We start from the raw sequence: 24,141 nt of genomic DNA on the forward strand, positions 1-24,141 counted from the left end.
CTCGGGTCCACGGCCGTGGCCGGCTGCTTTTACCGTGACGGGAATGAATCTCCCTGAGCTGGTCTTCGCTTTCGTGCTGTGGCTCGTCGGGCTCTTTGTCCTGTACGCCGTGGTCCGGTTTGCCGTCCGTCACGCGATCGAGGACGCGGACCGGCGTCGGGCCGCCGAGCGTCGGCGGCACGGGTCCTGAGCCGGTCCGCTCGGGGTTCGCGACACGCGTGGTATCTGGGACGCCATCATCCAGCCAGAGTGGAACGCCCGCTACGGCTACATGCAGGAGGTCATCGCCGACGGGGAGGTCATCGAGGTCGACCCGCCACGCAGGCTGGTCCAGACCTGGCGCCTGCTGATGGACCAGAGCACCGCCAAGGAGCCGTTCACCACGCTCACCTGGGAGATCTCCGAGTTGCCGGCGCAGCCGGGCGTCTGCCGGCTCACCGTCACCCACGATGTCACCGGCGCCCCCGCCACCGGCGCCATGACCGGCGGCAAGCATGAGGAGAGCGGGGCCGGCGGCGGCTGGGCGTGGATCCTCAGCGACCTCAAGACCCTCGTCGAAACCGGCTCGGCCTTCTCCTCCTGAGTCGCTCGGTCCCGACCGGACCCGGCGCCGGTGCGCCTGCACCGGATCCGGTCGGGACCGCGCCACGCCCAGTGGTCTGGATCAGGCGAAGTCCGCGGGGTTGAAGGCACGCGGCTCGACCAGCACCATCCAGTTGCCCGAGTTGTCGCGGGCGACCGCCTCCACCCCGTACGGGCGCTCCTCCGGGGTCTGGATGAACGCCACCCCCTTGGCCCGGAGTTCGTCGTAGGTCTTCTGGCAGTCGTCCACCCGCAGACCGAGGGCGAACATGCCACCGTCGTCGAGCGCCCGGTTCATCTCGGTGACCATCCCCGGCGAGTACGGCGGGCCGGGAATGGTCAGGTGAACCTCAAGTTCCGGCTGGTTCGGGTGCTTCACCGTGCACCAGCGGTAACCGTCGCCGAGCGTGACGTCGGTGTGCTCCTCGAAGCCGAGGACATCGATGTAGAACGCCTTGGACGCGTCCACATCCTTCACGAAGACACTGGTGATCGAGATGTTGGTAATCATGTGACCAGGCTATGAGCGCTCCGGACCCGGCGGCTTCTCCTGAGTTGCGCACTCTTTCCGCTCGGCCAACCCCCACATGAGCACGAAACACCCCGGGATCCGGGGCGCCCCACTCGCCGCCCACCGTCGCTGGAACTCGCTCGGCGTCTCCCCGACAAGTTCACGGAACCGGCTGCTGAACGAGCCGAGGCTGGAGAAGCCGACCGCGTGGCACACCTCGGTGACGGTCAGGTTGGTCGAGCGGAGCAGATCCTGCGCCCGTTCCACCCGCCGACGACAGAGGTGCGCGGCGGGGGAGAGGCCGTACGTGGCGGTGAACATCCGCTGGAAGTGGTATTTGCTGATCCCCGCCACCGCGGCCAGCGTGTCCAGATCCAGCGGCTCCGCGTAGTGGCGGTCGGCGTGGTCACGGGCCCGCCGCAGGTGCACCAGCAGGTCACCCGGAGCCCGGCGGGGCGCGTCGCTCACCGGGGCAGTCTATGGCGCGACCGCCCCGGGCCGGCACCGACGCGTCGACCACGTCGGTGCCGGCCCGGAGCCCGTGTGACTAACTCTCGACCGAGTTGTAGGCCTCAGCCGTCACCCGGAAGCCGCGCGAACCGCCCAGCCGCGCCGGCCACGAGACCTCGACCTTGCGCGTCTCACCGGGGAGCAGCCAGAAGTAGTTCTCGTCGTACCGCGCCGGCAGGACCCGGTCGCCGCGCGAGTCGCGCACCGCCAGCCGGATCAGCGCGGCGACGGTGCCGCCCCGGTTGCTGACCGTCGTGGTGGCCGACGCCCGGTCCCCGGTGGAGCGGACCCCGCTGGTCGAGACCGACAGACGGGTCCGTGGCAGGTCGGTGAGCACCCGCATCTGCTCCGCCTCGCGGTAGCGCCAGTAGGTGTTCTCCGACAGCACCCGACCCCGGCTGTCGTGCAGTTCGAGCCGGACCAGGTGCAGTGGGCCCCCGGCCGGCTCGGTGAGCGCGAAGACCGCCGACGCCGCCGACCTGGCCACCTCGACCCGCTTGCTCTGGGTCTTGCCCAGTTGCCGACCGGCCAGGTCGTAGAGCTTCGCGGTGACGGTGGCGCCGGTGAGCGCGGCGGTGGTGTGGTTGACCACCCGAACCTGCCACGTACCCGGGTCCGCCTGGACGTGCAGCGGCTCACAACCCTTGCGGGAACCGTAGTAGGCGCCGTTGACGTCCAGGTCGTAGTCGTACGTCTGCCACACCGTGCTGTGCCACGCCGGGTGCGACATCCAGAGCAGCAGACCGGTGGCGTCCTGCCACAGGTTCGCGTTCCACGCCTCGAACATGGCGCGGTGGCTCTCGTAGTTGACGAACTGCGCCCGGCTGGCGAACTCCTCCAGAGAACCGGACTCGCCGAGCCGCGCGTTGATCGCCTCCAGGTACGTGTCGGTGTGCTGGTTCCCGATCGTCGACCAGTCGTGGTAGTTCCAGACCTCGCTGATCGGCCACCCCGGCTCGTCGCCGACGAGGTTGCGCATGCTCTCCACCACCGACACCACCGGCATGCCGATCTCGGTGTGGAAACCGAACGCGCCGGTGTCGTACGTGTTCCTGTCGTTGTACGTCGACGGTTCGATCCACCGGTACGGGCCGTGCCCGCTGACCAGGCCACCAGCCGAGTTCGGGATGTAGAGGATCTCCGGGTGCTCGGCGGCGACCGCCGCCTTCAGCCCGGCGTCGACGATCGGCGGCGGGTCGCCCTCGTTGGCGCCGCACCAGACCACGATGCTCGGGTGGTGACGGAACCGCCGGATCGTGTCGGCGGCGATGTCGACGTACCCGGGCGGGTTCGGCAGGAACTGACCAGCCTGCCAGAAGTCGTTCCAGACCAGGATGCCCTGCTCGTCACAGGCCTGGTAAAGCTCGTCCCGGTTACTGCTGCCGAGCCAGTTGCGGATCATCGTGAAGTTCATGTCGCGGTGCATCTCGACCGTGTCGGCCAGCCGGTCGGGCAGCACCCGGCGAAGCAGTTCGTCCCAGCCCCAGTTGCCACCCCGGCAGAAGACCGGTACGCCGTTCACGCTGATCTTGAGCTGGACGATGGCGTTGCTGACCGACTTCACGTCGGTCCAGCGCTCACCGTCGTCCGAGACCTGGATGACGAAGCTACGGGCGTACGCCTGCTCCCACTCGATGGTGACCTGGTCGAACGCGACCGGCTCCGGGAAGTCGACCTGGATCCACTGGTTGTCCTCGTACTTCGACGACCAGCGGGTACGCGGGTTGCCGTCGACGGCCCGGTCCGGCCCGTTCGAGTCGCCGTCCTGCGAGGAGGCGGCGGTGGTCTGGTGCAACGCGAGGTCGAGGCCGGGTTCGGCCTGACGCCCGACCGAGAGCGACCACATCGAGATGCCCCACGAGGTGACCCGTGCCCCGGCCTGGATGCGCAGGTGACGCGCGGTCTGCGAGGGGAACGTCTCGACCTGGGTGGCCCGGTTGCCCAGCGGCGTGTCGTTGCTGACCGACGTCACGTCGGTCCAGTTCTCGTCGTCGTTCGACACCTGGATGCGGTAGTCGAGCGCGTACGCCTGCTCCCACGCGATCGTGACCCGATCGAAGTCCGCGGCGGCGCCGAGGTCGACCTGGATCCACTGGTCGTCCTCATACTTCGAACACCAGCGGGTGGCGGTGTCGCCGTCGACGGCGTTCGCCGCCACGTTCGTGTCGTTCTCCACCGAGGAAGCCCGGGCCGCCTTGCGTAGGGCCAGGTCGGAGCCGGCCTCGCCGTCGAGAACCGAGAGCGACCACATCGAGACACCCCAGCCGGTGGCGCGCTGGCCGGCCTGGATCCGGACGTACTGGGCGTGCTGCCGGTCGAAGGTGACCGTCTGCGTGGCGACGTTGCCGTCGAACACCAGCGGCGGCTGGCCGGGCGGAGACACCACGACCGGCTGGTGCCAGTCGTAGCCGAACTCCCGGATGCCGAAGCGCAGCTCGCGCCGGTCACTGACCTTGCCGCGTACGGTCGCGGTGACCCGCAGGTCGTGCAGGGCCGGGTCGCCGTAACCGTTGGGCCACCAGAGTTTGGGGTTGCGCAGCCGCAGCGCCCGGAACCGGTCCGGCGCGAAGGTCACCGTGGTGCTCGCCCCGGCGGCCACGGTCACGGTCGTCTCGACGGCGACCTTGTCGAAGGCCGCGCGGACGGTCACCGTGGTCGCGGTGGCGGCGACGTTGCGCACCGGTACGGCGATGGTGACCTCGGCGGTGCCGGTGTCGGGCAGGTCCGGCAGCGTGGTGGCCACGTGCGGGTCACCGACGAGCACCGAGCCGGTGCTGCGCAGCCGTACGTGGTCCCAGATCCCGGTGACCCGGTCCCGTACCGCCGGCATCCAGTCCCACCCCGACACCGCGAGGTACGTCGGCGCGTCGAGGTAGTGGTGGGCCGACTGGAGGAACGTGTTGCCGTCGGCGCCCTTGTCGCCGGGGGTGCCCGGGTGCGGCATCGGCGTCACGCGGACCGCGATGACGTGCTCGGAGTGCCTCGCCAGGGCATCGGTGATGTCGTACGCCGCCCGCGCGAACGGGTGCGCGACGCTGCCGACCCGTACCCCGTTGACCCAGGTCTCGGCCTCGTGGTTGATCCCGTCGAACTCGAGCCAGATCCGCCGTCCGGCGGAGGTGTCCAGGTCCCGGGGCAGCCGCAGTGCCCGCCGGTACCACCAGGAGTGGCGCGACAGCGCCTCGGGGATCAGCATGTTGTTGAAACCGGAGACGGGGTCCGGCAGGTGCCCCTGCTCGACCAGTGTGCCCAGCACCGTGCCGGGTACGGTCGCGGGCAGCCAGGACCGGACGTCGAGCTGGCCGGTGGAGAGCGCGGCGCCGTCGTCGGTGCCGGCGAAGTCGTCCATGGTGAGCGCCCAGCCGGACTCCAGCGCCACCGTGCCGTCGGCGGCGACGGTGAGCGCGGGCGCGGGCCGGGTGTTTCCGCCCGCCCAGTCGGTCCAGCCCTTCGCGGGCGGCTGGTGGGTGGTGGGTTTGCCGTACACCTGGAAGCCGTTGAGGCCGACCGGGTTGCTGTTCGAGCGCTTCGTGGAGGTCATCCGGATCCAGCGCGCGGTGACCGGCGCGGGAAGCTTGATCGCCTGGACGCCACCCTGGCCGTCGGTGGTCTGGTAGACCGGGCGCCAGGTCCTGCCGTCGGATGAGACCTCGAGCCGGTACGCCACCGCCGCGCTCGACCGGATCTCGGTGCCGTCGGTGTTGGTGTAGTTACCGTCGAAGGGACCGTCGGCGAGCGTCGCCTCGAAGACCAGCGTGACCGCCTCGATGTGGCACGGGGCCTGCAGGTCGACGGTGATCCACTGTGGGTCACCCGGGGCGGCCCGCCAGCCGCTGCCGCCGACGCCGACCTTGGGAAGCCCGTCGACGGCGAAGCTGCCCGGCGTCGGCGCGTAGTCGGTGGAGGAGACCGCGACCGGCCGATAGCGCGCCAGGTCGGTGGGGACGGCTGGGGTGTTTCCGGGTGGGCGGGTCGCGGGCGCGGCGGAGGCGGCGCCCGGCAGGACCGCGATCACGCCCGAGGAGGCGAGCAGCGTGGCACCTGCGGACAGAAATGTACGCCGTGAGACGGATGGCAGATCAGACATCATTACCCCTAAGAGCTGACAATGGTGTCAATCTGCCGAAGTGGATCATGTATGTCAAGGCATGATCGTCAGTTTGCCTGGAGCTCCAGTCGGTGGCGTAGAAATCGACGCTCGGCATCGGTGGGTGCGAGGTCGAGCGCCCTGCGGTAGCTCTCGGCCGCCTCCGACAAACGCCCGACCCGCCGCAGCAGGTCAGCGCGGGTTGCGTGCAACAGGTAGTAGCCGTCGAGTTGTCCCGTCTCGACGATCGCGTCGACCAGCGGCAGCGCCGCTTCGGGACCATCGGCCATGCCGATCGCGACGGCACGGTTCAGATCCACGATCACACTCGGCGCGATCCGCGCGAGCTGCGTGTACAGCCCCACGATCTGTGGCCAGTCCGTGTGGGCCGCGACCAGCGCGGTGGCGTGGCACGCCGCGATGGCCGCCTGGAGCTGGAACGGCCCGGCCCGGCGCTGGCGCAGGGCCCGTTCACAGATCAGGGCGCCCTCGGCGATCTGCGCCTGGTCCCACAGTGCGCGGTCCTGTTCGTCCAGGGTGACCAGCTCCCCGGCCGCGTCGACGCGCGCCGGACGCCGCGCATCGTGCAGCAACATCAGGGCGAGCAGGCCGTGCGTCTCCGGCTCGTCGGGCATCAACGCGGTCAGCACCCGGGCCAGACGAACGGCCTCCTGGCACAACAGGGCCCGCCGCACGTCCCCGTACCCTTCGTTGAACACCAGATAGAGCACATGGAGTACGGCCGGAAGACGGTCCGGCAGCAGGTGCGGCGGGGGCACCCGAAACGGGATGCCCGCGTGCGCGACCTTCTGTTTGGCGCGAAAGAGACGCTGACCCATGGTGCGTTCCGGCACCAGGAACGCGCGTGCGATCTCTGCGGTGCTCATGCCGGCGAGGCTCCGCAACGTCAACGCCACCTGGGCATCGAGACCCAGTGACGGATGGCAGCAGGTGAACATGAGTTCCAGGCGTTCGTCCGGGATATCGCTGTCGCTCCGGTAGGGCGGCGGCGCCAGGTCCATCGCGGCCACCTCCCGCAGCTTCGCCGCCTCCGTCGAGGCGCGACGTATCCGGTCGATCGCGCGGTGCCGCGCCGTCGTGGTCAGCCACGCCAGCGGCTGGTCCGGTACGCCTGACACCGGCCACTTCTGGAGTGCCCGCGCGAACGCGTCCTGCGCACACTCTTCGGCCAGGTCCCAGTCGCCGCCGGTGAACCGGATCATGGTGGCCACGATCCGGCTCCACCCGTCGGCGTAGATCCCGGCGATCCGATCGGTCACCTGAGCTGTCACGCGGGTCATCTCGTGTTGCTGGTCCTCGTCGTCGAGCCGGAACTAATCCTTGTCGTCCGGCCAGAACGGACGCAGCTCGATCATCCCCGCCCATGCCATCGGGTGCCGGGACGCGACCTCGATGGCCTCATCGAGGTCGGCGCACTCGATGATGTCGAAGCCTGCGATCTGGTCCTTGGTCTCCGCGTACGGGCCGTCGGTCAGCAGCACCTGACGGTTGCGGACCCGGACCGTGGTCGCGTCGCTCGCCGGCCGGGTGCGGTTGCCCATCAGCCGAATCCCCTTGCCGTCCATCTCCGTGACCCAGTCCTCCACGTCCGGGGCGCCGTCGTCCTGGCCGGGCGTGTAGTCGGGGTCGGTGCAGACCAGCATCAGATATTTCATCGCGTTGCTCCTGTCCGGGAATCGGCGGCGGCCATCGCGGTGATCGTGGTGGCCATGTTTCGACACAGGGTGACCAGGCGGCCGTTGAGCGCCAACGGGTCGGCATCGGCGTCCACCCGGGCGCCGCTGGCGCCGGGACCGTGGGTGAACGAATGACGGACCACGGTGCTCCCCGGCTCGGGACCCTCGTGCAGTTCGTAGCGCCACGTCGAGCCGACCAGGCCGGCGTCGTCCAGCACCGTCCAGGCGAAGACGCTCGGCTGTTCCGATTCGACGACCACGCAGGTCACCGTACTTTCCCATCCATTGGTGAACCGGTTGCGTCCGACGAACCGGGCACCCGGAGTCGGGGACCGGACGTCGTCGCACCAGCCTCCGCCGTCGACAGCCTCGGGTGCCCACTCGGCGACCCGGTCCACCGCCGTGACCAGGTTCCACATCCGTACGCGTGGCACCGGGACGGTCAGGGCGATGGCCACGTGCGCGCCAGTGACCATGTCCATGGTCGTTCTCCTCTCCGTCGTTCGGAAGGATGACGATCGGAACCAGCGCTCCACTACAGGTCGCGTCAAGATTTTTGTGCGGTTGCTCCTCGAACTCTCACGCCATCGCCCCCACCTGCGCAGATGCATGATCGAGCTAGAGTTCGATCATGGGGATGGGGGCCCTGTGACGGGCTGGCAGCGGCTCTACGACTGGGGCTGGCGGAAGCTGTACGACTGGCCACTCGATATCGCCGAGCGGCGAAGGAGGCGGCTCGCCCCGGGTCGGGAAATGGGCGTCGGCCCTCGTCCTGTTGGGCGGAGGCGCCGGGTTTCTGATCTGGTTCGTCGTATCGGCGGTCGGGGACTACCGGGTGTCCCGGCATGGCACCACGGTCGTGGCCACCGTCAGCGCCACCGCCCCCGACGACCGCAACGGCTCGCAGTATCTTCTCCTGTTCACCGTCGACGGTCGGTGGGACGAGCAATGGGCCGCCGGCATCGGACGCCACCAGGTGAACGAGACCGTCTCCGTCGTGGTCGACCGACAGGACCACACCCACATCGCGCTGCCGGACCGGGGAGCCCGTCAGTGGGTCGGCTACGGGATACAACTCGTCGCGGCGGTGCTCTTCACGCTGATCGGCCGCGCCCGCGCCCGCATGGACGCGGCTGAGTACCTCCGAGACGTGTGGGCACGTTACGGCCGACGTCCGCCGGGAATGATCGGACGGTAGGAGTCCCCCACCGCACTGTCGCACCCCCCACGCGACCTCGTGTGGACCAACTGGAGTGCGGATGGGACGAGGAGTGACAAACCCGCCCGAGTGGCCACAGTGCCGCCCTAAGCTCAAGCCCGGACCTGGGCGTACGAGCAGGAGGCCACGGCGGTGGGCACCGAGCAGCAGAACGTGGAACTGATGCAGACCCTCGACGACGCGTGGAACGCCCAGGACATCGACACGTTCAACAATCGGCACCACGAGGACGTCGTGGTGCGGTGGCCCGGCAAACCGGAGACGCGCGGTCAGCACCACCATGAGGCCGAGGCGCGGGACTTCTTCAGGGCGTTCCCCGACCAGCGGCTCGCCAACCGGCCGTACAAGGTCCTGTTCGCCTCGGGTGACTGGACGTGCTCGGTCGCACGCTTCACCGGAACCATGACCGGCCCCATGACCGGCCCGGACGGTAACGAGATCCCGCCCACCGGCAAGCCGTTCGACGTCGACTTCTGCACCGTGGCGCGGTGGGTCGACGGGAAAATCGCCGAAGAGAACCTCTTCTACGACCTCACCACGTTCATGAAGCAGATCGGGTTGGCATAGTCCCGTGTTGGTGGCCCGTGACCGGCTCGCAAGGTCGGGCTAAGGGCTGAAAACAGAACGGCCCAGGTGCGGCGATCATGTCGCTGACCTGGGCCGATTGCTGTGGAGCGGGCGACGAGAATCGAACTCGCGTAATCAGTTTGGAAGATCGTGATCCGCTGGCCTGATCTACCCGAAGTGCCTGGTGGGCTGCGGTGCCGTGGTGCCCGCACCTGCCCTCTGGTAACCGTCTACGGCACCGGCTTATGGCACGTAGCTGGCACAGCGCGGCGGGCTGCGTCGTAGGGCTTCCGCCCCGGCCTTCGGGCCGGGGCGGCCTGCCGTTGCGCTGGTCGCTCCGCTGCCTGAGCCACTCCTTCGGTGGCAAGCCGCGTAGCGGCGCGGCAGTCGATCGCCTGGTGCCCGATGGTGGCGGGCCACCCTCGCGATCGTCACGGCAGCGATCTGCGAGAGCCTGTGACCATGACGACGCAGGCGAGCCCACCTGACGATGATTTGAACCCCGACTCCCGGATCAAGGTGTGGTTCCGCTTTGTACAAGGTGAGGACGGGTGGCCTCCCGTGGAGGAGGAAGGCGTTTGGGCCGTGCGACTGGATGACGACCTGGCCGAGATACACAACATCCCCTTCTTCGTACAGGGGTCAGCCGATCGAGACGTGGTCCGCGTTCGGACGGCCGCTGACGGTCGCCACTGGGCGGTCGAGCGGGTGCGGTGGTCAGGGAACTGCACCATCCGGGTGCTGCCGTTCAGGGACGGACCGATCGGACCCAGTGCGCGCGGCGTATGGGAGAAGTTCGCAGGGTTAGGCGTGACGGCGGAGGGCCACAACTCCGACCTGCCGTTGGTCGCGCTGAGCGTGCCGCCCGAAGCCGACCTCGCCGCCGTCAAACGCCTCCTGGCCCAAGGTGATCAAGAGGGCTGGTGGTGGCATGAAGAGTCATGCATCGGGGACGCCTGGCGCTCCGCATGACTAGGCAATGGGCGCCGCGTGCCGAGGACGGCCGCAGGCCGCCCGCAGGGCGACGCGAGCGCACGGCCGCGCTTGCGCGGCCCTTGATCCTAGAGAGAGCATTTCGGCAGCATTAGGGCTAGACATGGCGACTGGGCGGGCAAAGGCAGCCGAACATACGTTATTTCGACTACCGCGGCGATTGCCCAACGTTGCCCTCAGAGCGAAGTTGGTTCTACCACCGTCCAAGTCCCGGGATGGTCATCAATTGCTCGATAACGCGGTCCGCGTAGCGTTGGTGCGCCCGCTGCAACCACAGAAGCATCGAGAGGCGTTTCGGGGCACTAGCCGACGCATTGGCAAGAATAGTCCGTTATGACGCTTGCAGCAGAGCATGTAATCCGGTGATGGCCGTTCAGTCGGTGGCGGTGCTGGATGTCTCGCGGATCCTTCACGGGAGGGGTAGCACTAACATGGCGTGACGTACTCGAATACCATCCGAACCCACGCGTTAACACGGCAAGACGAACTGCTGCTCCCTCCACCTACCCCCGGGCAACAGAGCCAGAAGGGAGTCGAGCCGGATGTACGACGCTCCCCGCAAGCGGCGCGTGCGGTTTTACAAGTCGGAGACCGGGAAGGCAGTCGCGCGCGAGGAGTTTCTTGATCTAGAAGAAGAGGGACGAGCTGCCCTGGGTGAACTTTTCACCCGATATGAGCATGGACTGGAGCGCCGAGGCGAGGTAAGTCCGGTCCGGGGTGGCCTCATGGAGTTCCGCATCCAAGTGAGGAACAACCCCTACAGGGCCTACTTCTTTGCTGACGGTCCGAAGTACGTGATCGTGACATTATGCGTATACAAGAACCAGCAAAAAGCTCGCAAAACGGACATCGATCTTGCTTTGGGTCGAATGAAGTCCTGGCGGGCGCGGGGTGTCGGATAGAAGATGAGACAGAGATTCATGTAGCATGCCCAACCTCTAGACTGTACTATCGGTCGTAACCGATAACCAATCAAGCCGTTACGAACCGTATGACCATGAGCACGCAGTCGCCCGCTCCTGAAGCAGGGGGATCTTCATGTCGAACGCGACCGTGAAGCCGAGCACGGAAGTCCTGGACTTGGACGATGACTACGACGAGCTCGGCGAGGTTCTGGCCGAAGCGGCGTCCCGAAGCCCGGGATTCGCTGCTGCATATGAGGATGCCGCGGAGAGGCAGCGCGCCCTGCGGCAGCTCGTAAAAATCCGTAAAGACCTCAAAATCAGCCAAAAAAACGTCGCGGAGCGCATGCAAACGACGCAATCGGCCGTGTCTGATCTTGAAAACGGTTGCGTTGATCCGCACTTGTCTACTCTTCAGCGGTACGCGAGAGCTGTTACTGCGCGTCTGATTGTCGGCATCGATATGCCTCACGACTCGCCCTGGTGTGATGCGCGATTTTACGCGAGATCCCGTGATGCGACTACCGTGAGGGATGTGCGTCGCTCGACTTCTAGTAGCTCTAATGCTCATAACTGGCGTAGCAGCGCTCCTGCTGCGCCAGTCGCGCACCTTGCGGCTTCCAGCACTCGCCTTGTGGGCGCACGGTGACCGTAGAACCTGACCTGGCAGTAGCCCAGCGAGAGGCCGCCAGGGTTGCCGCGATGGCGGAAATTGCTGACGTCCGGCTTTTCAAGACGAGCCTCGATTTCGGCCGGTTCCCTGACGAGTCAAATGCCATGACTTGGCAGCTTGAAATGACGCCATCGGTTAGCTACGAGGATGGCGACGACTTCTTTATTCTCGAAATCGAATACGAGGTCGTTATCCAAGAGCTGCTAGATACCGCCAATCCCGATAATAGCGAGACAAGTGATCTGGCAAGGCTCTCCTTCAAGCTGGGTTCGCTCTATCGCGTGGAAGCCGGGGACCGTGTCGCGCCGCAGCCTAGCGAGCTTGAATCTTATGCGAGGACTACCGGTACGTTATCCTTGTACCCCTATGCCCGAGAGTTCGTGCAGAGCATGACCGCCCGAATGGGCTTTCCTCCACTTACTCTCGCGCCCTTCCGGCTCCCGTATCCTGATGTTTCGACGGCACCCGCGGAACCCGTGCGTCCGAAACGGTCCGGGTCTCAAACTCCTCGCAAGAGATCCTCTAGGTGAGAAGATTGAAGCTAGTAGGGCATCCTAACCGTGCGTCGCCTGTGGCTACTGGTGCGGTCGCTGACTCCTCCCGCCTAGCCGACTAACCTCAAATCCACTGACCTGCGTGCAAACTTTGTCGTTGTTGGTCGTCGTCAGTCGCCATTGGTCCACCTTCTACGGCCTACGCAGATGGGGCCTGCATGGCCGCTTAACCCTCAGAGTTGGCAACATGGCTGAGTCGCCCGGACCAGCAGTGAGCCAGCTTCGTCGACGCTCGTTCGGACCCGTCCAGGTGCTACGGCTACTGTAACTCGGTGCTGTACTGCTCGACTCCAGCACCTCAACAGGCCTCGGCGACTGGACAGGCACGACATAAGCGACTGACCACGTCGCTAGTCGACGCTCCCGCTCTCGCCGCTCGGGTACAACGCGATGTCCTCCAATGCGATCAAGCCGGCATTCTCGACACGGACGTCACCCACGCCGTTCATAATAGGGATGAAAATGGTGCGTCCACTTCCGAGAAGAAGGGCAATTTCAAGGCCATCCAATTCGTTCCAGTGAGGCCACGACGACGCCGCCAGCTTGCTGTTCGTGAGAAGCATTTCGTTGCTCGGGAATGACCAACTCACGCTCTCATGCCCCTCGATCCGAACTGGCAACGGATGATCGTCCGAGCGAAGGTTCCACCCCGAAGTCCAACCCTTACGTTTCTTACGGCGAATGAGCCAAGCGCTGTCAATCGTTATCGGCGCCCGCCCCGCATTTGCGATATTCACGCTGAGGTACGGCCAAGCGCTTCCTGGACCTCCGCCGAAGTAGGCTCGTCCAGAAACTTGCGGTCCCGACGATCTGTACGCCATGTATGCAGTGACGAGGGAGCCGGTTGATACCACTGCGGCGTAGATTGCGATGACCAGAGTCCACATGGACTGATGCTATCCCTCTGCGACAGTCTTCACGTCCCTGGCTGCGGCGACTACCTGGCGTTGGACTAGTGCCAGTAGCGGGCCTATCCGACAACAACGGCCCAATGAGCCTCTGGCCTAGACGTTCGTCGTTGTCGGCCGTCCTTACTCACCGCTGGGCCACCTTTAACGGCCCGGAGACGGCCTGCCCCGGACCGAGCGACCCCGACCCCACAGGTCGGCAACCTGACTGAATTCGGTGGTCCATGAACAGTTAGCCCGGCCACAACCACGCGGTTGATCTGAAGGGCTGTGCGCATTTGGCGACCGGACATAACGCACAGACGCAACCAGGGATCTACCAGGGCAAGCTCAGGACTTTTAGCTTGGGCAGTCCATTTCCTCAGCTATCGGGCAGCAGGTAGCCGATCAGTACGCCCAGGATCAGGAAGATTGCACTAACAATCACATTCGCCCCGAGCCCGTCCTTGTTCCTGCTCAGCCAGGTTGGTAGCTCGGCACGGCTTCGGCTGTACATGATGGCTCCGAAACGGGGAAACACCACAGGGAAGAGTGCGACGCCTATTGCGGCACCCGTTACGATTCCTGGGATGTCGGGCGAATCGTTGGCGGTAAGGTCGCTGGAGAGTGCCACGAAACCCGAAACGGCAAGCAGCAAGGTTGTCACAAGGTAGGCCGCTTTTTGCCTACCGGAACGTAGCGCTATGACTCCTCGCTTACGCCTCTTAGCTATCCTTTGCAGTTCGGCGATCAAGCCGCGCGCCGGAAGATCCGGGTCTTCCACTAGCAACAGGGTTGAACTGCGCGTGAGAGTCAGGCGAAATCGCCCAGACCCGGCCGAAATATCGAACTCCCTAACCCGTTCCTCTGCGACCCCCACCAGGTCATCTACTGCATCCAGGCCATAGCAGTCCGTGCGCATTCTATCTATCTCGTAGACATCCCGGACTAGGGCGACAATTTCAGCAAGGTCGTCTCTCCAAAGCCGGAGAGGACCGAGGTCGTAGCGGAGCGCGGAAGGGCGGAGGTTATGGCGGGCCATGAGGGGGCAGTCTATGTGAGCCGGCGCAGAATAAGAGCCGCGCGCCGTCCCGTCCGCTCGTCGACCCGCACTCCGGCGGAGCGGGTCGGTGCGCGAGGCGCCATGACAAGCGGGCCTTGACGCCCGGACGCTGGCGCCTGGGGCGGTGGTCTGCTCGGCTCGGCCAGGGTCGACGGTGGATGGGATCGCTCCCCACCTCAACACCGACGGAACCGGCGGAGGCCGGCGGCGCTGGCCTCACTGGCGCGCCCGGGCCGGGGGTCCCCCGCCGGAGTCGGGGTAACCGCGACCCCGCACTTCCCCGGCAGCAACGTCTCGCCACTTCTACCGCTGTCGCCTCCTGCGGCGCCGTAGCCTTCCGCCTTCCGCACCAGCCGCCGGGCGCTGGGCGTACTGCGCAGCTTTGGGCTTGCCCTGCTGCACAGGTGCGACGGCCACTTCCCAAGGGCAGACCGTGTAGATCTAGCGCCCTACACAGGTTCGGAACCGTGCTCCGCATATGCTGCGCGTCCTCGTCTCCGGGCTGTGGCGGCGGTCCGCATTCGACGTGTGAGCCGAGCGGGGCCATAGGCGTCTAGGTCGTCGGCCGCGACGAAGCGCCATTCGGCGAGTTCGCCGTCGCGAAACACGATGCGGCGTTGGTCGTCTTCGCTGAGCGTGCCGCCGTCGAAGATGAAGAGGATTTTGTCGCCTTCGTTGTCGGCGGGTGCCCAGTCGACCACGAGGTGTGGCCCGACGTCGACAGATAAGCCCAGTTCTTCGGCTACCTCGCGGATGCAGGCGGCGCGGGGTGATTCTCCGGGTTCGACGTAGCCGCCGGGGATGTCCCAGTGGTTCTTGTAGTGCGGCTTGACGAGGAGCACGCGGCCTTCGGTGTCGAAGAAGAGGGCGCCTGCGGCGACGCGTGGGGTGGCCATGGGTGGCATCTCGTTAGCCGTCACCAGGGCAGCGTAGATCGGGTCGTTCAGTCGAGCACGTTGAGGCGTCGGGCGAGTCCGACCAGTTCAGCGGTTGGCTTGCCGCGCTGGCGGCGTACCCAGGTGAGGGCGAGTTGTCGGCTGAGGAAGTGGTGGCGGACCTGTTCGGGTGCCATCTGTTCGGCGTCGAGTAGGGCGGCTTGGGCGTCGTCGGGGCGGTTCCAGGAGTTGTAGGCGCGGGCGACTTCGAGGGCATGGCGTACGCGGCGTTCCATCGGTAGGCCGGTGGTGTTGATGCGGGGGCCGAGGTCGACGGCGACTTGGAAGTCGCCGAGTTCGGCAGCGGTGGCGACGCGGTGGATGGCGACGTTGGTGGGTCCGAACGCGGTCCAGAGGTGGTTGGCGTCGGTGCCGAGTCGGGTGGCGGTTTCGTCGGCGGTGGTGAGGAAGGCGCGGGTGGTTGCGGCGTCGTTGGATCTGGCGGCGGCCATAGATCCGGCGAGGAGCAGGGTGCCGTAGACCGACAGCAGGGCAGGCGTGGGTTTCGCGAGGTGGGGTTCGAGGTAGGCGGCGGCGTCCTGGGTGAGGCGGATGGCTTCGGTGAAGCGGCCGGTGGAGTGCAGGGCGTGTCCGACGGACCGGAAGAGGGAGCCGGTGACGACGGGGTCGCCGGTGGGTCGTACGGCGGTGAGTCCGCGGTCGGCGGCGATCCAGGCGAGGTCGGTTTCGCCGAGTTTGGTGAGCTGGGTGGCGGCGAGTTGGTAGGTCAGGCCGAGGAGTCGGCGGGCGTGGTCCTGGTCCTCGCCGTCGAGCTTGTCGGCGGCGGCCTGGGCGCGTTGCAGGAGTTGGGGGAGTCGGCTGGTGACGTACCCGAATCGGGAGTCTTGGTAGGCGGTCCAGAGGCCGCCGACTTCATTGCGTAGCGCGGCGGTGGTGGGTGGCCCTTGGTCACCGACGGTGGGACCGAATGGTGTGATGGTCTGGTAGCTCATGAGGGCGGCCCGTAGCGCGGGCACGGTCTGGGTGCCGCTGTCGGCGGTCCAGTCGAGCAGTGAGGGTTCGGCGAGCAGGTCGCCGAGTGCGACGTCCAGGACGTCAGCGAGGGATTTGATGACGGACAGCCGGTCCAGTTCGATGCGGTTGTTCTCGACCTTGCCGAGCCAGTCGGCGGTACGGCCGACCAGTCCGGCGACGACTTCCTGAGACAGGCCGCGTCGGCGGCGGTACCAGGCCACGCGTTCGCCGATGGTGAGTGAGCCGCTCATCCCGCGCACGTCGGTGACGCCTCCCCTGGTCGGTGTAGACCCCGGAATGATTTTCCGGGTTGAAGGTCACTTTTGGCCACAGCCTGTCTTCATGATGCCGCTCAACGTGTCGACCGCTTGTCACTCCTGCTGTGGGGTCGGATGGAAGTACGCCACCCGTCGAGCCAGCCTGCGTGTTCTCGCGCAGTCGAGTGGGCGTAGCCGGGTGTTGTCCCGGCGTTCGTGTGTGGACTGCGGTGGGCCGGGTCGGTCGGCGGCTTCCTGATCTGGGCATCGGGGTGGGTGCTGGTCCTCGGCCGTTGGTCTTCCCCACCGTGGCCGTCTGAATGCCCGCCCGCCTCGATGCCCCTCCAACCAACGTGCGGGGGGTTCGTGTGTGGGTGCCTGAGGCTGGTGACCTGCTCCGGATCGACGCGCGGGCATCGGTGCAGTTCATCGGCGCCCCGCCGTTGATCTTTCGGGTGATCTCGGTGAGTGAGAAGGCGACCTATGACGGGTGGGCCTGGATCACCGGTTACGTCCTGAACGCCAAGGGCGAGGCGGTGGAGAAGCGTGAGCTGTTCGTCCAGCCGGCGGGGCTTCAACTGATCCCGGTCGGCGCGACCAAGCAACCGGTGAGGAGGAGGCGTCTTGTTTGACATCCGGGTGCAGCTCGGCGAGGTGCTGCGGATCAAGGCGGCGGACCGGTTCCGCCCGACGGACGGGCCGGTGGCGTTGTGGGTGACCGGGGTGCGCATGGCGTTGAACCGGCCGGAGCGGGGTGAGTGGGTGTGGCTGGAAGGGGTGAAAATGATGCACGACGGCCGTTCCGGCGACCAGACACAGATCCTCGTCCGCGCCAGCCTGCTACCCGCCGAGCGGCCTGGGTCATGAGTACGTACCTGACTGCCATGGTGCGGGACCAGCTCCGGGGGAGATCGCCGACGCGATGGACCGTCGGATCGCCAAGCAGGCCAAGCCCGCGAAGCCTGATGGCAACGGCACTGACAGGAAGGCACGGAAGAAGGCTCGGGACGGCACGGACGACGCTAATGGCACGCGAATGGCACGCAAGATCAAAGAGAGCTGAAAACAGAGCGGCCCAGGTGTGGCGATCATGTCGCTGACCTGGGCCGATTGCTGCGGAGCGGGCGACGAGAATCGAACTCGCGTAATCAGTTTGGAAGACTGAGGCTCTACCATTGAGCTACGCCCGCGTGCACCCGGTGACCCGTGGCGCGCTCCTAGCGTACTGGGTCGGCTTCGAGGCCGCACGGGGGTATCCGCCCAGTCGGGGGAAGCGGGCGTTTCGGCGTACGCTGATCTTGTAAAAGGCCAGGTCACGGCGGGTCGCGAGGGATGCGCGGACAGGGGTCGGGCGTGGCGTACGGATACCAGGCGGCGGGACGGGGCGGCGACGGCATACACTGCTGGTCGCCACGGGGTGTGGCGCAGCTTGGTAGCGCACTCGCTTTGGGAGCGAGGGGCCGTGGGTTCAAATCCCGCCACCCCGACTGTGATCCACCACCGCTGTGTCGGGCGCCGCAGGGCCTCCCAGACCGCTCGCCTACACTCGATGGGCTGAATCACGCCCATGACAAAGACCGAGATCCGTCAAGGAGTACGCCTGTGAAGAGCACCGTCGAGACTTTGAGCCCGACGCGCGTGCGGCTCGCGATCGAGGTGCCGTTCGTCGAGCTCGAGCCGAGCCTCAGGAAGGCGTACCGGGAGATCGCCCAGCAGGTCACCGTGCCCGGTTTCCGCAAGGGCAAGGTGCCGGCGAACGTGATCGACCAGCGGGTCGGTCGGGGCACCGTGCTGAACGAGGCCGTGCAGGAGGCGATCCCGGAGAACATCCTGGCCGCTGTCCGTGAGCACGATGTGAAGACGCTCGGCCGTCCGGATGTCGAGATCACCGAGTTCAACGACGGCGACGCGCTGAAGTTCACCGCCGAGGTCGACGTCCGGCCGGAGATCACGCTGCCCGACTTCTCCACCGTCGAGGTGACCGTCGACGAGCTGAAGATCGACGACAGTGAGGTCGACGAGCAGGTCAAGGGCCTGCGGGAGCGCTTCGCCACGCTGAAGACGGTCGAGCGGGCCGCCCAGGAGGGCGACTACACCCAGATCGACCTGGCGGCGACCGTCAACGGTGAGGAGGTCCCGGGTGGCTCGGCGACCAACATCTCCCACGAGGTTGGCAGCAAGCAGCTTCTTCCGGGCCTGGACGAGGTCCTGGTCGGCCTCTCCGCCGGCGACTCGACCACCTTCGTGACCCAGCTGGTCGGCGGCGACTTCGCCGGGCAGGACGCGGACGTGGCGGTGACGGTGCGGACCGTCAAGGAGAAGGAACTGCCCCCGCTGGACGACGACTTCGCCCAGCTCGCCAGCGAGTTCGACACGCTGGAGCAGCTCCGCGACGACCTGCGTAACCGGATCACCCAGAACAAGCAGGTCGAGCAGATCTACGCGGCCCGGGACAAGGCGCTGCAGCAGCTTGTCGCCACCGCCGACGTGCCGGCGCCCGAGGGCGTCGTCCGCGACGAGGTGGAGAACCGTAAGCAGGCCATGGTCGACCAGCTCCAGCGGATCGGGGCCTCCCTGGAGGAGTACCTCGCCGCCGAGGAGAAGACCGAGGAGCAGATCGACACCGAGCTGACCGAGGCGGCTACCGAGGGGGTCCGGGTGCAACTGCTGCTCGACACCCTGGCCGACGCCGAGGACGTGCAGGTCTCGGACGACGAATTCGGACACGAGATCGTGCACCGGGCGCAGCGTGCCGGCATGGCTCCGCAGCAGTACTACGACCAGCTGGTCCGGTCCGGCACGGCCGGCGCGGTCTTCGGCGACGTACGGCGGGGCAAGGCGCTCGCCTCGGTGATGGACCGCATCAAGATCACTGACACGGCGGGTAACGAGGTCAGCCTGGACGCGCTGCGCGCCGCAGCCGACGAGGAACACAACCACGCGCACGAGCACTGATCGACGGGCGTTTTCCGGCCGCCACGCGGGTATTCCGCGCGGCGGCCGGAACCCTTCCCGGGGTGCCCTCGGGTAGCTGCGCTGAGAGCGAACAGTGCCCGGAGGAGGAAGCTCCGGCCCCCCGCACCGGTTAGTGTCGGGCGTAAGACGGTACGGAGAGCGAAGGGCTGCCATGACCGAAATGAACATCCCAGCGATGCCCCTGCGGGCTGTTGAAGCCCGCGGTGGGGACTCAATTGGCAACCTCGACGACTCGGTCTACAACCGGCTGCTCAAGGAACGCATCATCTTCCTGGGCAGCGAGGTGACGGATCAGGTCGCTAACCGCATCTGCGCGCAGCTGCTGCTGCTCGCCGCGGAGGACCCCGACCGCGACATCAACCTCTGGATCAACTCGCCGGGTGGCTCGGTCTACTCCGGTATGGCGATCTACGACACGATGCAGTTCATCGACAACGACGTGTCCACCGTCGCGATGGGCATGGCCGCCAGCATGGGCCAGCTGCTTCTCTGCGCCGGCACCAAGGGCAAGCGTTACGCGCTCCCACACGCGCGGATCATGATGCACCAGCCATCCGGTGGGATGGGCGGCACGGCGTCGGACATCGCGATCCAGGCCGAGCAGATGCTGTACACGAAGCGGATGTTCCAGGAGCGGGTCGCGTTCCACACCGGCCAGGACCAGGCGTCCATCGAGGCCGACTCCGACCGGGACCGTTGGTTCACCGCGGCGGAGGCCAAGGACTACGGCTTCATCGACAAGGTGATCACCGGAGCCACGCAGGTTCCGGAAGGCGCCGGGACCCTGAGCTGAGGAGCTTGACGATGACTGACCTGACGCTGCCGCCGCAGTTCGCACCAGTGCACAACCGGTACGTTCTGCCGTCGTTCGTCGAGCGCACGTCGTACGGGGTGAAGGAGTCGAACCCGTACAACAAGCTGTTCGAGGACCGGATCATCTTCCTTGGTGTCCAGGTGGACGACGCGTCGGCGAACGACGTGATGGCCCAGCTGCTGACGCTGGAGGGCACCGACCCGGATCGCGACATCATCATGTACATCAACTCGCCCGGTGGCTCGTTCACCGCCATGACGGCGATCTACGACACCATGCAGTACGTCCGTCCGGACATCCAGACGGTCTGCCTCGGCCAGGCCGCCAGTGCCGCTGCGGTGCTGCTCGCCGCAGGCACCCCGGGCAAGCGGATGGCGCTGCCGCACTCCCGCATCATCATCCACCAGCCGGCTACCGAGGGCGGCTACGGGCAGGGCTCGGACATCGAGATCCAGGCCCGGGAGATCCTGCGGATGCGTACCCAGCTGGAGGAGATGCTCTCGCGGCACTCGAACCAGCCGGTCGACAAGGTCCGCAAGGACATCGACCGCGACAAGATCATGACCGCGGAGGAGTCCCGCGAGTACGGCCTGGTCGACACCATCCTGACCAGCCGTAAGAAGGGCCTGCTCGCGGCGAACGCCGCCAGCTGACCATGGTGCTGCAGAGGTCGGCCGGGTCGGATTCACCGGCCGACCTCTGACACACCCGGTTTTGGGGGTCGGAGAAAGCTCCGACAGCGAGTAACGTCGGGTCTGCACCGCTTCGCCGGTCAGTCCGGCGGGCGATCTAGACCGACGAGGCGTACCGTCCTCAGGCCAGGGCCGGGTTGATCCGGCCGATGAGCGCAGGGAGAACGTAGGTGGCACGGATCGGCGACGGCGGCGACCTACTGAAGTGCTCCTTCTGTGGCAAGTCACAGAAGCAGGTCAAGAAGCTCATTGCGGGCCCAGGGGTCTACATCTGCGACGAGTGCATCGACCTCTGCAACGAGATCATCGAAGAGGAGTTGGCCGAGTCCGGCGAGGTGAAGTGGGAAGAGCTTCCCAAGCCGATGGAGATCTGCCAGTTCCTCGACAACTACGTGGTCGGCCAGGACCAGGCGAAGAAGGCCCTCTCGGTCGCGGTCTACAACCACTACAAGCGCATCCAGGCGGAAGCCGCGGGCGCGCCGGGTTCGGGCAATGACGCGGTCGAGCTGGCCAAGTCGAACATCCTGCTCATCGGTCCCACCGGCTGCGGCAAGACGCACCTGGCCCAGACCCTGGCCCGGATGCTCAACGTGCCGTTCGCGATCGCGGACGCCACCGCGCTGACCGAGGCGGGCTACGTCGGCGAGGATGTCGAGAACATCCTGCTGAAGCTGATCCAGGCGGCCGACTACGACATCAAGCGCGCCGAGACCGGCATCATCTACATCGACGAGGTCGACAAGATCGCGCGGAAGTCGGAGAACCCCTCGATCACCCGGGACGTCTCCGGTGAGGGTGTGCAGCAGGCACTGCTCAAGATCCTTGAGGGTACGGTCGCGAACGTGCCGCCGCAGGGCGGTCGCAAGCACCCGCACCAGGAGTTCATCCAGATCGACACCACCAACGTGCTGTTCATCTGCGGTGGTGCCTTCGCGGGGCTCGACCAGATCATCGAGTCCCGGACCGGGCAGGGCGGGACCGGCTTCGGTGCCCACCTACGGGCCGTCTCCGAGCGTTCGACGGATGACATCTTCGGCAAGGTGATGCCGGAGGACATGCTGAAGTTCGGGCTGATTCCCGAGTTCATCGGCCGCCTCCCAGTGATCACCAATGTGCGGAGCCTGGACCGCGAGGCGCTGGTACGAATCCTCACCGAGCCACGTAACGCACTGGTCCGGCAATACCAACGACTCTTCGAGCTCGATGGTGTCGAGTTGGAGTTCGAGCCCGATGCCCTGGCCGCGATCGCCGACCAGGCGATGCTGCGGGGGACCGGTGCCCGGGGTCTGCGAGCCATCCTGGAAGAGGTCCTCCTCTCGGTGATGTACGAGGTTCCGAGCAACCCCGACGCCGCCCGTGTCCTGATCACCCGCGAGGTGGTCCTGGAGAACGTCAACCCGACCATCGTGCCGCGTGAGTTCACCGGCCGGCGGCGGCGTGACCGCGAGGAGAAGTCGGCCTGAGCGCGACTCTGGCTTGAGGCGGGCGGCGGCCCGTACGCTCATCGCATGCGTGTCGCCGTCTGCCAGCTCAACGCCCGCGATGACCGGCAAGCCAATCTCGCCGCGGCCGGTGCTCTGCTCGACCGTGCAGCCGCGGCTGGTGCCGATCTGGCGATCCTGCCGGAGTACGTCGACTATCTCGGTCCCGGCTCAGGGCAACCGAAGCCCGAACCGGTCGACGGCGAGTTCGCCGACTTCTTCGCCGCTGCGGCGCGACGGCTCGGCATGTGGGTGCACGCCGGCTCGTTCCACGAGGTCGGTCCCGACCCGCAACACACGTACAACACCTCGCTGGTCTTCGACCGTGCCGGCGAACTCGCCGCTACGTACCGGAAGATCCACCTGTACGACGTGGAGATCCCCGGGCGGGTCTCCTACCTCGAGTCGAAGACTGTGGCGCCCGGTCCGGAACCGGTGACGCTCACCGTCGACGGAGTACGCGTCGGTCTCTCCATCTGTTACGACCTCCGCTTTCCGGAGCTGTACCGCCAACTTGCCGTGGCAGGGGGTGCCCAGCTGTTGGTGGTGCCCGCCGCGTTCATGTTGCACACCGGCCGCGATCACTGGGAGGTGCTGTTGCGGGCGAGGGCGATCGAGAACCAGTGCTTCGTCGCGGCGGCGGCCCAGATCGGCGATCACGAACCGGGGCGGACCTGCTTCGGGCGGAGCATGGTGATCGACCCCTGGGGGACCGTACTGGCCCAGGCCCCGGACACGGTCGGGCTCGTCTGCGTCGATCTCGACCTGGACCGGCTGCAGACCATCCGGACGGAGTTGCCCAGCCTCGCCAACCGCCGGCTCTGACCGCGCCGGTTCGTGGGGGAGCACCGAGGGAGTCTGGTCGGCGGCCGTTCCGACGAGGCGCCGGTGGCGAGTAGTTCACATGACTGAGTCGGCGTCGAGACGGAGTCCCCCGCCTCAATGTCCCTCAAGGAACACTCCGATCAGGGCGAGCCCGAGGATGGCTGCGGCTGTGACGAGTAGTCCGGTGGTCATCCGCGTGGGTCCTCGTCGCGCCAGCCGGCGTACCGACACGACAAGTGCGACCACCACCAGGCCGCCGATCACCAGCTGCCAGATCGGCAGCAGCAGACCGACGACCGCGTCCGCGGCGAGGTGGTGTTCCTCCGGTACGGCAACCATGGGTGCCACTCTGGCATGCCTGTCGGGCCAACATGGTGACGGACGTTGATTTGCGCTTCGGAGAGTCCTTCGCGTAACTTTCTCTCTGCAAGCGGAACACCGGACAAAACGGCCGGAACCGCAAGCGCCAGGCTCGTGGCGGGTGACCGCCGAGCGAGGCTGGATCGGGTGGTGCGACTCGCCGGCGAGATTGGGTTGAGATCGCGAAGCCAACCGAGTAAAGTACTCCGGGCCAGCAGGAGCCGGGCGGATGTGTCGCTGAGCGATAATCGGCCGGTCTGTGAGCCTCCCTCGAACTGAAGTGACCACCGGAGACGGTGGGCGCGAGCGCGGGGAAATTCGGTCGAATCGAAGAAAGTCCAAGATACGGACTTGACAACGCCAGGCCGAGCCGGTAAGTTGGACGAGTTGCCCCGAGGGCGGTTCTCAAAGCGAGGACGGTTATTCGGTGTGTGGTTGTTCTTTGAGAACTCAACAGGGTGCTTGATAAGCCAGTGCCAATTATGATTTTTTCCCGGGCCGGCTTGCCTTTCTCTTTGGGGATTGGTTGGTTGGTTTGGATTCCTTTGGCAACTTTTTGTTGTCGGGACATTTTTTCCACA

27 protein-coding genes and 2 tRNA genes are annotated in these 24,141 nt (G+C 66.4%); 16 read left to right on the forward strand and 13 right to left on the reverse strand.

Annotated features, from left to right (window positions below):
* The first annotated feature begins 43 nt into the window (after positions 1–43).
* Together ACIBF5_RS25235 and ACIBF5_RS25240 are read left to right on the forward strand one after the other, a co-directional pair.
* A complete protein-coding gene (locus ACIBF5_RS25235) occupies positions 44–190 on the forward strand; it encodes a hypothetical protein (RefSeq protein ID WP_396815340.1) in 147 nt (48 codons plus the stop codon).
* An 81-nt stretch (positions 191–271) separates the two neighbouring features.
* Positions 272–583 (forward strand): SRPBCC domain-containing protein, encoded by a 312-nt coding sequence (locus ACIBF5_RS25240; protein ID WP_396815341.1) that lies wholly within the window; start codon positions 272–274, stop codon positions 581–583.
* An 81-nt stretch (positions 584–664) separates the two neighbouring features.
* Here ACIBF5_RS25240 and ACIBF5_RS25245 read toward each other — a convergent pair whose 3' ends face one another.
* The 6 genes from ACIBF5_RS25245 to ACIBF5_RS25270 form a co-directional block, all read right to left on the reverse strand.
* A complete protein-coding gene (locus tag ACIBF5_RS25245; RefSeq protein WP_396815342.1) occupies positions 665–1,093 on the reverse strand; it encodes a VOC family protein in 429 nt (142 codons plus the stop codon).
* Between the two features lie 9 nt (positions 1,094–1,102).
* Positions 1,103–1,561 (reverse strand): helix-turn-helix domain-containing protein, encoded by a 459-nt coding sequence (locus ACIBF5_RS25250; RefSeq protein ID WP_396815343.1) that lies wholly within the window; start codon positions 1,559–1,561, stop codon positions 1,103–1,105.
* 79 nt (positions 1,562–1,640) lie between these two features.
* Positions 1,641–5,690, reverse strand: coding sequence for a discoidin domain-containing protein (locus ACIBF5_RS25255; protein WP_396815344.1), 4,050 nt, complete (start codon positions 5,688–5,690; stop codon positions 1,641–1,643).
* Positions 5,691–5,758: 68 nt separating this feature from the next.
* Positions 5,759–6,991, reverse strand: a complete 1,233-nt coding sequence (locus ACIBF5_RS25260; RefSeq protein ID WP_396815345.1) for an RNA polymerase sigma factor — start codon at positions 6,989–6,991, stop codon at positions 5,759–5,761.
* Positions 6,992–7,024: 33 nt separating this feature from the next.
* Positions 7,025–7,366 carry a YciI family protein gene (locus ACIBF5_RS25265; RefSeq protein ID WP_396815346.1) on the reverse strand — a complete coding sequence of 114 codons (342 nt, stop codon included), beginning with the start codon at positions 7,364–7,366 and terminating at the stop codon, positions 7,025–7,027.
* Positions 7,363–7,869 carry an SRPBCC family protein gene (locus ACIBF5_RS25270; RefSeq protein ID WP_396815347.1) on the reverse strand — a complete coding sequence of 169 codons (507 nt, stop codon included), beginning with the start codon at positions 7,867–7,869 and terminating at the stop codon, positions 7,363–7,365. The genes ACIBF5_RS25265 and ACIBF5_RS25270 overlap by 4 nt, the downstream gene beginning before the upstream one ends.
* Positions 7,870–8,222: 353 nt before the next feature.
* Here ACIBF5_RS25270 and ACIBF5_RS25275 point away from each other — a divergent pair, with 353 nt between their 5' ends.
* The 4 genes from ACIBF5_RS25275 (at position 8,223) to ACIBF5_RS25290 (ending at position 11,068) form a co-directional block, all read left to right on the forward strand.
* Positions 8,223–8,585, forward strand: a complete 363-nt coding sequence (locus ACIBF5_RS25275) for a hypothetical protein (RefSeq protein WP_396815348.1) — start codon at positions 8,223–8,225, stop codon at positions 8,583–8,585.
* A 153-nt stretch (positions 8,586–8,738) separates the two neighbouring features.
* Positions 8,739–9,173 carry an ester cyclase gene (locus ACIBF5_RS25280; RefSeq protein WP_396815349.1) on the forward strand — a complete coding sequence of 145 codons (435 nt, stop codon included), beginning with the start codon at positions 8,739–8,741 and terminating at the stop codon, positions 9,171–9,173.
* Between the two features lie 462 nt (positions 9,174–9,635).
* Positions 9,636–10,145 (forward strand): DUF4265 domain-containing protein, encoded by a 510-nt coding sequence (locus ACIBF5_RS25285; protein WP_396815350.1) that lies wholly within the window; start codon positions 9,636–9,638, stop codon positions 10,143–10,145.
* 563 nt (positions 10,146–10,708) lie between these two features.
* A complete protein-coding gene (locus tag ACIBF5_RS25290; RefSeq protein WP_396815351.1) occupies positions 10,709–11,068 on the forward strand; it encodes a type II toxin-antitoxin system RelE/ParE family toxin in 360 nt (119 codons plus the stop codon).
* 70 nt (positions 11,069–11,138) lie between these two features.
* Here ACIBF5_RS25290 and ACIBF5_RS25295 read toward each other — a convergent pair whose 3' ends face one another.
* A complete protein-coding gene (locus ACIBF5_RS25295) occupies positions 11,139–11,471 on the reverse strand; it encodes a hypothetical protein (RefSeq protein WP_396815372.1) in 333 nt (110 codons plus the stop codon).
* On the opposite strand from ACIBF5_RS25295, the gene ACIBF5_RS25300 reads away from it, so the two are divergent.
* Positions 11,415–11,717, forward strand: coding sequence for a helix-turn-helix domain-containing protein (locus ACIBF5_RS25300; protein WP_396815371.1), 303 nt, complete (start codon positions 11,415–11,417; stop codon positions 11,715–11,717). The two genes, ACIBF5_RS25295 and ACIBF5_RS25300, sit on opposite strands and share 57 nt — an antisense overlap.
* Before the next feature lie 53 nt (positions 11,718–11,770).
* A complete protein-coding gene (locus ACIBF5_RS25305) occupies positions 11,771–12,271 on the forward strand; it encodes a hypothetical protein (RefSeq protein ID WP_396815352.1) in 501 nt (166 codons plus the stop codon).
* Between the two features lie 374 nt (positions 12,272–12,645).
* On the opposite strand, the gene ACIBF5_RS25310 is transcribed toward ACIBF5_RS25305, so the two are convergent.
* The 4 genes from ACIBF5_RS25310 to ACIBF5_RS25325 form a co-directional block, all read right to left on the reverse strand.
* Complete coding sequence (locus tag ACIBF5_RS25310) at positions 12,646–13,182, reverse strand: hypothetical protein (RefSeq protein ID WP_396815353.1); 537 nt, start codon at positions 13,180–13,182, stop codon at positions 12,646–12,648.
* A 382-nt stretch (positions 13,183–13,564) separates the two neighbouring features.
* Positions 13,565–13,966: a hypothetical protein gene (locus ACIBF5_RS25315; RefSeq protein WP_396815354.1), complete on the reverse strand. Its 402-nt coding sequence runs from the start codon at positions 13,964–13,966 to the stop codon at positions 13,565–13,567.
* A 728-nt stretch (positions 13,967–14,694) separates the two neighbouring features.
* Complete coding sequence (locus ACIBF5_RS25320; RefSeq protein ID WP_396815355.1) at positions 14,695–15,165, reverse strand: NUDIX domain-containing protein; 471 nt, start codon at positions 15,163–15,165, stop codon at positions 14,695–14,697.
* Between the two features lie 23 nt (positions 15,166–15,188).
* Positions 15,189–16,406 carry a helix-turn-helix domain-containing protein gene (locus tag ACIBF5_RS25325; RefSeq protein ID WP_396815356.1) on the reverse strand — a complete coding sequence of 406 codons (1,218 nt, stop codon included), beginning with the start codon at positions 16,404–16,406 and terminating at the stop codon, positions 15,189–15,191.
* Between the two features lie 380 nt (positions 16,407–16,786).
* On the opposite strand from ACIBF5_RS25325, the gene ACIBF5_RS25330 reads away from it, so the two are divergent.
* Both ACIBF5_RS25330 and ACIBF5_RS25335 read left to right on the forward strand, forming a co-directional pair.
* Positions 16,787–17,044 carry a hypothetical protein gene (locus ACIBF5_RS25330; protein ID WP_396815357.1) on the forward strand — a complete coding sequence of 86 codons (258 nt, stop codon included), beginning with the start codon at positions 16,787–16,789 and terminating at the stop codon, positions 17,042–17,044.
* The gene (locus ACIBF5_RS25335) at positions 17,037–17,279 is read left to right on the forward strand and encodes a hypothetical protein (RefSeq protein WP_396815358.1); all 243 of its coding nucleotides are present in this window, start codon (positions 17,037–17,039) and stop codon (positions 17,277–17,279) included. Before ACIBF5_RS25330 ends, ACIBF5_RS25335 begins: the two co-directional genes overlap by 8 nt.
* 252 nt (positions 17,280–17,531) lie before the next feature.
* Here the strand turns inward: ACIBF5_RS25335 and ACIBF5_RS25340 are convergent.
* Positions 17,532–17,602 (reverse strand) — tRNA-Gly (locus ACIBF5_RS25340).
* 223 nt (positions 17,603–17,825) lie between these two features.
* Here ACIBF5_RS25340 and ACIBF5_RS25345 point away from each other — a divergent pair.
* The 6 genes from ACIBF5_RS25345 to ACIBF5_RS25370 all read left to right on the forward strand — a co-directional run bounded on the left by ACIBF5_RS25345 (position 17,826) and on the right by ACIBF5_RS25370 (position 23,200).
* A tRNA-Pro gene (locus ACIBF5_RS25345) sits at positions 17,826–17,899 on the forward strand.
* Positions 17,900–18,014: 115 nt separating this feature from the next.
* The gene (gene tig / locus ACIBF5_RS25350; protein ID WP_396815359.1) at positions 18,015–19,367 is read left to right on the forward strand and encodes a trigger factor; all 1,353 of its coding nucleotides are present in this window, start codon (positions 18,015–18,017) and stop codon (positions 19,365–19,367) included.
* Between the two features lie 172 nt (positions 19,368–19,539).
* Complete coding sequence (locus tag ACIBF5_RS25355) at positions 19,540–20,181, forward strand: ATP-dependent Clp protease proteolytic subunit (RefSeq protein WP_121156501.1); 642 nt, start codon at positions 19,540–19,542, stop codon at positions 20,179–20,181.
* Positions 20,182–20,192: 11 nt separating this feature from the next.
* Positions 20,193–20,855 (forward strand): ATP-dependent Clp protease proteolytic subunit, encoded by a 663-nt coding sequence (locus ACIBF5_RS25360; protein ID WP_121156500.1) that lies wholly within the window; start codon positions 20,193–20,195, stop codon positions 20,853–20,855.
* Positions 20,856–21,064: 209 nt separating this feature from the next.
* Positions 21,065–22,357 carry an ATP-dependent Clp protease ATP-binding subunit ClpX gene (gene clpX / locus ACIBF5_RS25365; protein ID WP_121156499.1) on the forward strand — a complete coding sequence of 431 codons (1,293 nt, stop codon included), beginning with the start codon at positions 21,065–21,067 and terminating at the stop codon, positions 22,355–22,357.
* Positions 22,358–22,402: 45 nt separating this feature from the next.
* Positions 22,403–23,200 carry a carbon-nitrogen hydrolase family protein gene (locus ACIBF5_RS25370; protein WP_396815360.1) on the forward strand — a complete coding sequence of 266 codons (798 nt, stop codon included), beginning with the start codon at positions 22,403–22,405 and terminating at the stop codon, positions 23,198–23,200.
* 114 nt (positions 23,201–23,314) lie between these two features.
* Here ACIBF5_RS25370 and ACIBF5_RS25375 read toward each other — a convergent pair whose 3' ends face one another.
* Positions 23,315–23,539, reverse strand: coding sequence for a hypothetical protein (locus tag ACIBF5_RS25375; protein WP_396815361.1), 225 nt, complete (start codon positions 23,537–23,539; stop codon positions 23,315–23,317).
* Positions 23,540–24,141: the final 602 nt, after the last annotated feature.

Origin of the sequence: Micromonospora sp. NPDC050417, from assembly GCF_044458865.1 — a bacterium.
Classification (GTDB): domain Bacteria; phylum Actinomycetota; class Actinomycetes; order Mycobacteriales; family Micromonosporaceae; genus Micromonospora_G.